Origin of the sequence: Streptomyces boncukensis (assembly GCF_011045075.1) — a bacterium.
Taxonomy (GTDB): domain Bacteria; phylum Actinomycetota; class Actinomycetes; order Streptomycetales; family Streptomycetaceae; genus Streptomyces; species Streptomyces boncukensis.
This window is the reverse complement of the sequence record NZ_JAAKZZ010000414.1, coordinates 1-6,775: the sequence shown is the minus strand read 5'-3', so window position 1 is coordinate 6,775 and position 6,775 is coordinate 1. Positions and strand designations below refer to the sequence as shown.

Sequence of the window (6,775 nt, the reverse complement as noted above, 5' to 3'; positions counted from 1 at the left end):
AGGCACGGGGGGTGCCGGTGAGCCCCGTGATGTAGTCGGCGAGCGCGTCGTCGGGCAGGGTGGGCAGGACCAGTACGTCCCCCTCCCGGGCCCACCACAGCATGCGGTGGGCCGCGTACGCGGCGGCGGTGCGGGCCTCGGGCGGCTGGCGCGCGAGGCCGCCGGTCATCTCCTCGGTTCGGCTGTTGCCGATCAGCAGCGTCCTCACACCGCCTCCCCGGGCGGGGGCACGGCCGGGGACGCCGGCTCGGCGCTCTCGCCGCCTCCGGTCCGGCACGGCACCAGGAAGCTGCGCTCGAAGACCAGCACCACCTCGCCGGTGGACTTGGTGCCGGTCGTCCGGCACGAGACGATGCCCTCGCCGGGACGGCTGCGGGAGCGCCGCTTGGCGAGGATCTCGCTCTGCGCGTAGAGGGTGTCGCCCGGGAACACCGGGGCGGGCAGCCGGATGTGGTCCCAGCCGAGGTTGGCCAGGGCCCGGCCGCTGGTGCTGCGTGCGGTCATGCCGCCGACGATGCTGAGCGTCACCAGGCTGGAGACCAGCGGGCGGCCCCACGGCAGCGTCGCGCAGTGGGCGGCGTCGATGTGCAGCGGGGATGCGTTCATGGACAGCATGCTCATCAGCACGTTGTCCATCTCCGTGACGGTTCGGCCGGGACGGTGCTCGATCACGTCGCCCACGGTGAACTCCTCGTAGCAGAACCCCACCACCTCCCGGTACCGCTGCTCTGCGAGGCGTTCGTAACCGGTCGGCGGCACGGGCCCGCCCCGGCCCGGCCCGGTCGTGCCGGCGACGGCGCCACCACGTTCCCCGCCACGTTCCCCGGCGCGTTCCTCGCCACGTTCCTCGTCCATGTACGCGTCCTCTCACGGATCACTGCGGCTCGCGGGTCACGAGGGCAGGACGTCCCTGACGGTGTCGGCGAAGGCGTCGATCTGCTCGCCGGTGAGGTCGGCGCGGAGCATGATGCGCAGGCCCGCCTCGCCGCGCCGGACGATGGGGAAGAAGACCGCTGAGCTGTAGTAGCCCCGCTGGAACAGCTCGCCGGACATCCGCACGGCGTCGTCCGCGTCGCCGACCGTGATCCGGCGCACCGGAAGGCCGTTGTCCGCGAACGGCGTCGGGAGGACGCGGTCGAAGTGGGCGACGTTCTCCGCGAGGCGGCGCTGGAGTTCCCCGAGCTCGGGCGAGCGGTGGATCGCGGCGCTGGCCAGCGAGGCGCCCACCATCGGCAGCGACATGTTCTGCGACCAGCCCACCGGCCCGGCGTGCCGGTGGAGGAACTCGAACATCGCCCGGCTGCCCAGCATCGCGATACCGCCGCCCGTGCCGAACCCCTTGCCGAGGCTGGCGACGATGACGGTCAGCTCGTTCATCGGGAGCCGGGAGCGCACGAACCCCTCCCCGCGGTCGCCGAGGAGGGACAGCGAGTGCGAGTCGTCGATGTAGAGGAACAGCCCGTACCGCTCCTGAAGCCTCCTCAGCCCGTCGAGCGCCGCCGTCCCGCCCATCGAGTACGCCCCGTCGGCGACGTAGGCCACGCGCGGGTACGTGCGGCAGATCTCCTCCAGGTGGTCGAGGTCGTTGTGGTCGCAGGTCAGCACCAGGCTCTCTTCGGCGCACACGGGCTTCACATACGACATGCAGAAGTGGCAGAAGCGGTCGAAGACCATGACGCGCGGCTGCCCGTCGGTCAGGTGCCCCGAGGCGACGAGCGGCAGGATGCCGGCGGTGAGCGCGGTGCAGGAGGCGCCCGGCAGGATGTGGGCGCCGAACAGCTCGCTCAGCTCCTCCTCCATACGGACCAGCAGGTTGTGGCGGATCCGGGTGGTCGACAGCACCAGCGAGGTGGCCTGCGCCTCCTCAAGGGCGTCGATCGCTCCCTGGAGGACCTGCGGATGGTGGTTGAGCCCCAGATAGCCGCAGGAACACATGTTGACGAACTCGTGCCCGGTCTCCCGCACGACGAGCCGGTTGTTCGCGTCGGGCGTGTCGACGCGGACGCCGATGAGGCCGGCCTTGGCCGCGGCGTGCCACGCGGGATCGGCGGTCCGGACCATCGAGGCGTTGTTGCGGTGCCGGTGCGGGCCGGTGATGTCGGGCGGGAGGCTCTGGCTCATGGACGCGTAACTCCCTGGCACAGGGCGCACGGGGCGCACGGATGGGCTCTGCCTGGTTCTTGCGAGGCTCTTGCGTGGCTCTTGCGTGACGTGTGAGGCGGGGCGCGCCCGTCCGGCGGACGGCGGCGGAGGACCTATCCGAACTCCTCGACCAGCTGCTGGGACGCCTCGAAGAAGGGCGCGCCGACCATGGCCCCGTCGACCAGCGCCGCTCCTCTGCCGCTCTCCTGGCCCGCCGCCACGACCCTGCGGGCGCGGTCCAGCACGCCGGGGCCGGGGGAGAACGCCTCGTTGACGATGGGGACCTGGCGCGGGTGCAGCGTGACCTTTCCGCTGAACCCGAGATCCCGCGCCGCTGCGGCCTCCCGGCGCAGCCCCTCCGCGTCGAACACCTCGAAGTACGGGGCGTCCATGACCTCGACCCCGGCCGCCCTTGCGCTGTTCACCACCGTGGCCCGCGCATACGCCAGCGTCTCCCAGGCCAGGCGCGCGCCCACCGCGAAGGCGTAGTCCGCGGCGCCGAAGACCACGGCCCGCAGCCGCGGGGAGACGGCGGCGATGGCAGCGGCGTTCACCAGCCCCCGCGGCGTCTCCACCACGGCGAAGAACTCCGTGTCCGGGCAGGTCGCGGCCAGCGTGTGTGCGACGATCTCGATGTCGCGCGCGGACTCCGCCTTGGGGATCAGGACGAGGGCCGGTTTGACCGGGTAGTGCCGCAGCGCGAGCAGGTCCTGCAGGCCGTCCGGTTCACTGACGGTGTTGATGCGGATCGCCAGGCGCGCCGGAACGGCGGGGCCGGTGAAGAAGTCCGCCGCGAGACGCCGGGCTTCCTCCTTGCGCTGCGGCGGCACGGAGTCCTCAAGGTCCACCATGGCGATGTCGGCGCCCGACTCGTGGCTGTTCGCATACCGGTGCACCGCGGTGGCGGGCGTGGACAGAAGAGAGCGGCAGTACCGGGAAAACTTCATGAGGGGTCCCCCGACGGAAGGCATCACGCTACTCGGAAGCCGGCGGCCGGTGCTCGTGATCCGGCTGCCCTGCTGTTCCATGCCTACCGGACATCGCGTTGTTCAGTACCCACTCGGCACAATGAACTTCAACGTTGAATAACGCCGAACAACCGACGACGCACGATCCGCGCGGGACAAGGGAACAGATCGCGCCCCCGCCGGGACGGCGGGTTCCGCGATGCCGCCGTGCACAGCCTCGCGCACAGCGTGCGTGAACACCCTCGAACAACACCGGCGCCGCACAGCCGCCGTACGCACAGCCGCCGTACGCACAGCCGCCGTATGCACTGCCGCAGGCAGACCGTCGGGCATCGTCCGCGCCGTCGCCCCCGAGGGCGACGACCGGGAGAAGGGGGATTCGGGTGCCACGTCAGGAACGGCCCTTGGACAGCGGGGACACACCCTTGCTGCGGTTCGCCACGGACCTGCGCCTGCTGCGGGAGCAGGCGGGCAGCCCCACCTACCGGCAACTCGCCCTGCGCGCCCACACCTCCGCCGCCAGCCTCTCGGTGGCCGCGGGCGGGCGCCGGCTGCCGACGCTCGCGGTGACCGCCGCCTACGTCGAGGCGTGCGGCGGCGACATCCGCGCCTGGCAGCGGCGCTGGCACGAGGTGGCCGCCGCGCTCGCGGCCGAGGGCGGACACCGGACCGGCAGCGGGGCCCGTCCCGGGGACGGCCACCCCGTGCCCTACATCGGGGCCGCCCCCTTCCGGCCCGACGACGCGGAGTGGTTCTACGGCCGGGACGCGCTGCTGGCCGACCTGCTGGAGCGGCTGCGGGAGCGCCGCGTCGTCACCGTCACCGGCCCCTCGGGCGCGGGTAAGACGTCCCTGCTGAACGCCGGGCTCATCGCCCGGCTGCGCGCCGAGGGCCGGCAGGCGGCGATCGTCGGCTTCACGCCCGGCGCGCACCCGCTGCGGGAGCTCGCACAGTGCCTCGCCCGGCTGGGCGCCGGACCCGCCCGCGGGGACGACGAGCCGCTCCTCGTGATCGACCAGTTCGAGGAGGTGTTCACCCGCTGCCGCTCACGCGCCGAACGCACCCACTTCCTCGCCATGCTCGGCTCCGCCACGACCGCCGGCGCCCCGAACCACCGCATGGTCATCTGCACCCGCGCCGACATCCACGACCACTGCCTCGACCAGCCCCTGCCCTCCTCCGCCCTGTTCGAGGATCCCCTCGTCGTCGGCGCGATGCGGCCCGAGGAGCTGCACCGGGCCATCACCGCGCCCGGCGCCCGCGCCGGGTGCGCACCCGACGAAGCCCTGGCCGCCCGGCTCACCGCGGCGGCCGCCGGACTGCCGGGGTCCCTGCCGCTGCTGTCGGCCGTACTGCGCGACGCCTGGCCGCACCGCAGCGGCGGAACGCTGAGCCTGGCCGCGCTGCGCGCCGCGGGCGGGATCGAAGACAGGCTCGCGCGCTCCGCCGAGGCCGTGTACACCGACCTCCCCGAGGCGCTGCACCGCCGGGCCGGCACCGTCCTGTTACGGCTGGCCGCGGGGGACGGCTCCGCGGAGGCCGGACCGCACGCGGTCGCCTGCACGGACCTGGACGACGACGTGTCGACCCGTACCGTGCTGGAGCGCTTCGCACAGGCCCGGGTGGTGACCCTCGACCGCGACCGCGTCGCGTGGGCGCACCCCGCCGTGCCGAGGGCGTGGACCCGACTGGCGCGGTGGGCGGAGGCGGACCCCGAGGGCCTGCGCATCCACCGTCGCCTGACGGAGGCGTCCCGCGCCTGGCACGCGAACGGCCGCCCCCCGGAGCGCCTCTACCAGGGCGCGGACCTCGCCGAGGCCCGCATGCTGTGCACCCGGGAGCGCCACGAAGCCACCGCGCGGGAGAGGGCGTTCCTCAGCGCCTCGACGGAGGCGGAGACGGCGCGGCAGCACACGGCGGACGCCACCCGCGCCTACCTCCGCGGCCAGCAGCACCTCATCCTGTGCCTGGCGGCCGTCGTCGCCGTGCTGGCCGCGGCCCTCGCCGCCGTCACCGCCACGGCACCGCAGTGACCCCGCCGGCCCTCCCCGGCGGGCGAGGGCCCGAGCGCCGGGAGGCCCGCGCACAGACCGCAACCATCCATTACCCGCGGGTAACTTGACGTACGGTACGCAGTCACGGCCAGCCGACCTGCCCGGTGTCCCGGAGCAGGCCGCTGCCCGGCAGCCGGAAGCCCCGACCCGACCGAAGACCAGAGAGGCCCCGCTCCCGTATGACCGCCCCGCGACGCCTGCACGCCGTACTGCTCCCCCTGGCCCTGACCCTCATCACCGCCACCCTCGGCACCGGAGCCGCGGCGGCCGCCCCCGGGGGCGCGCCCGCCACGGCCACGGCCGGCACCGCGCCCGCCACCGGCGAACAGCGTCCCACCTGGGCCATTGCCCACCGGGTGCTGACCAGGGGAGGGGTGACCACGGCGCTCAGGAACGGGGCCAACGCGCTGGAGATCGACGCCACGGCCTGGCGCGAGGGCTGGTGGGCGGACCACGACGGCACCCTCACCAGCTACGGCGACCCCATGCCGGACATGTTCGACCAGGTGGCGAAGGAGCATACGGCCGGGCGCCACGTCTCGTTCGTCTGGCTGGACATGAAGAACCCCGACTGGTGCGACAGCAACGACCCCGAATGGCGCCACTGCTCCGTGGGCGCGCTGCGGGACATGGCGCGCGAAAAGCTGGAGAGCAAGGGAATCCGGGTCCTGTACGGCTTCTACGGCAAGGAAGGCGGCAGCGGCTGGAGGACCGCCCTCGGCGATCTGAACTCCCAGGAGGCGGTCAGTTTCAGCGGTGACCACGCCCACGTGCGGGACGGCTTCGCCGAGCACGGCCCGGACGTTCCCGGAAACCAGCGCGTGATGGACAACGGCCTGTTCAGCATGGCGCTGAAGTTCGGCAGCATCCGGGAGGAGCTGGCAGCCGCCAGGAAGGACCGGGACGCCGGGGAACTCGCGCAGACCGTCGGCTGGACGGTGAGCACGGGCGATGGAGAACGCGCCGCCGCCCTCCTCGACGCCTCCGAGGGCAGCCCCGCCGTGGACAGCCTGATCTACGGAAACCGGATGTCGTGCTACCCGGACGGGGTCAGTGGCCCGAAAGGCTGCGGCACGGACGACGGCACGGTGAAGCAGTCGCTCTCGTACATCACGGACTACGTAAAGGCCCACCCGGAGACCCGCCGGATGGCCACCCCGCGGGACATCCCCTTCGGCACCGGCCGCGGCACGGAGGCGAGGTCCGATGGCACCGGATCCTAGGGCGACGACACCACGGGTTGTCGGTGCGGAATTCGCAAGCCCCCTGGTAGGGTCCGTGCATGGTGACGACATCCGGGTCCGGTGCGGAGGCTGGGGGCACCGAGGCGATCCTGCGGGTGACGGTCGACGAGCTGCGTCGGCGCACAGGAGAGCAGCAGTCGGAGCTCGCTGCGGCGCTCGGGCTGAGCCCGACGGGCCTGTCGCGCCGTCAGTCCGGTAAGGCCGCCTGGAAGCTGGAGGATGTCGACCGGCTGGCTGCCCACTGGAGCATCCCGGTCCCGGATCTGCTGACCGGCACCGAGCACGCTGCCGCCTGTCTCCCCGCGGACCGCGTGGAGCCCTCGCGCAGCGCCGAACAGCCCGCGCCGCCGCCCGAGCCCCCGGGGGA

At 73.1% G+C, this 6,775-nt stretch carries 7 protein-coding genes; 3 read left to right on the top strand and 4 right to left on the bottom strand.

What is annotated here, in order from left to right; all coding sequences use genetic code 11:
* From G5C65_RS28410 to G5C65_RS28395, 4 genes are all read right to left on the bottom strand, one after another.
* Positions 1 to 208 (bottom strand): preATP grasp domain-containing protein (locus tag G5C65_RS28410; RefSeq protein WP_478501614.1); only part of this gene is annotated, 208 nt, incomplete at its 3' end.
* Entirely contained in the window at positions 205 to 759 is a 555-nt protein-coding gene (locus G5C65_RS28405) for a MaoC family dehydratase (protein ID WP_420903368.1), read from the bottom strand. The genes G5C65_RS28405 and G5C65_RS28410, both read right to left, overlap by 4 nt.
* Positions 760 to 891: 132 nt before the next feature.
* Positions 892 to 2,121: an aminotransferase class I/II-fold pyridoxal phosphate-dependent enzyme gene (locus G5C65_RS28400; RefSeq protein ID WP_165301880.1), complete on the bottom strand. Its 1,230-nt coding sequence runs from the start codon at positions 2,119 to 2,121 to the stop codon at positions 892 to 894.
* A 134-nt stretch (positions 2,122 to 2,255) separates the two neighbouring features.
* A complete protein-coding gene (locus tag G5C65_RS28395; RefSeq protein ID WP_165301879.1) occupies positions 2,256 to 3,089 on the bottom strand; it encodes an HpcH/HpaI aldolase/citrate lyase family protein in 834 nt (277 codons plus the stop codon).
* 425 nt (positions 3,090 to 3,514) lie between these two features.
* On the opposite strand from G5C65_RS28395, the gene G5C65_RS28390 reads away from it, so the two are divergent.
* The 3 genes from G5C65_RS28390 to G5C65_RS28380 all read left to right on the top strand — a co-directional run.
* Positions 3,515 to 5,143 (top strand): nSTAND1 domain-containing NTPase, encoded by a 1,629-nt coding sequence (locus tag G5C65_RS28390; RefSeq protein WP_165301878.1) that lies wholly within the window; start codon positions 3,515 to 3,517, stop codon positions 5,141 to 5,143.
* Positions 5,144 to 5,343: 200 nt separating this feature from the next.
* Positions 5,344 to 6,387 carry a PI-PLC domain-containing protein gene (locus tag G5C65_RS28385; RefSeq protein WP_165301877.1) on the top strand — a complete coding sequence of 348 codons (1,044 nt, stop codon included), beginning with the start codon at positions 5,344 to 5,346 and terminating at the stop codon, positions 6,385 to 6,387.
* 59 nt (positions 6,388 to 6,446) lie between these two features.
* Positions 6,447 to 6,775, top strand: a 329-nt coding sequence (locus G5C65_RS28380; protein WP_165301876.1) for a helix-turn-helix domain-containing protein, incomplete at its 3' end; no start/stop codon positions are given.